Genomic DNA, 579 nt, shown 5'->3' on the forward strand with positions numbered 1-579 from the left:
CGGTTTGTTCACGTAGGCAATAAAAAACCTTATATCAAATGTGATCATGTTATTACGCTTGGTGATCTATCCAAATTACATACTGCAGTTGGTTTGTATGATGGTGCATTAACGGTGTTTCAGGACAGTGAGCCGTTAGTGAGAAGTGAAATTACTGTCCGCCCAAAAGGTCTACCGGATGGAAGAAAGTAGCTGGTGGGATTTACCCGAATTTCTGTTTTTCGGGCAGATGCCAGTGAGTAACGGTAATGATTGAACACTGGAAACCAATGTTCTTATACCCTGCTGTAGCTTTGGCGGTGTACGGAATATTATTTTTCTGTGCTCACTTACTGTTTAGCTAGTACGTAACTCAAGAGTCTTGAAGCTTAAGGCAAGGCTCTTTATGATACCGACTAGACAGTTCGTATCAGGAAGTGCACGATACAACACATCCTCAAAAGTACCACAACCCCAATGTGGTCATTAATCATAGGTGATCAACCAATCTCACCCAAATCCTACTGATCGCCTATTCTAATGATTACTCTAATGGTGGTGCAATTTTATGTTAAATGTGTATTTTACTATCCAACGAAT

At 40.4% G+C, this 579-nt stretch carries 1 protein-coding gene; it reads left to right on the top strand.

Features of this window, described 5'->3' with window-relative positions:
* On the top strand, positions 1–192 hold a 192-nt coding region (locus N1032_RS26745; RefSeq protein ID WP_259543698.1), incomplete at its 5' end, for a hypothetical protein.
* Positions 193–579 lie beyond the last annotated feature (387 nt).

This window comes from Herbiconiux daphne (assembly GCF_024979295.1).
GTDB classification, from domain to species: Bacteria; Actinomycetota; Actinomycetes; order Actinomycetales; family Microbacteriaceae; genus Herbiconiux; species Herbiconiux daphnes.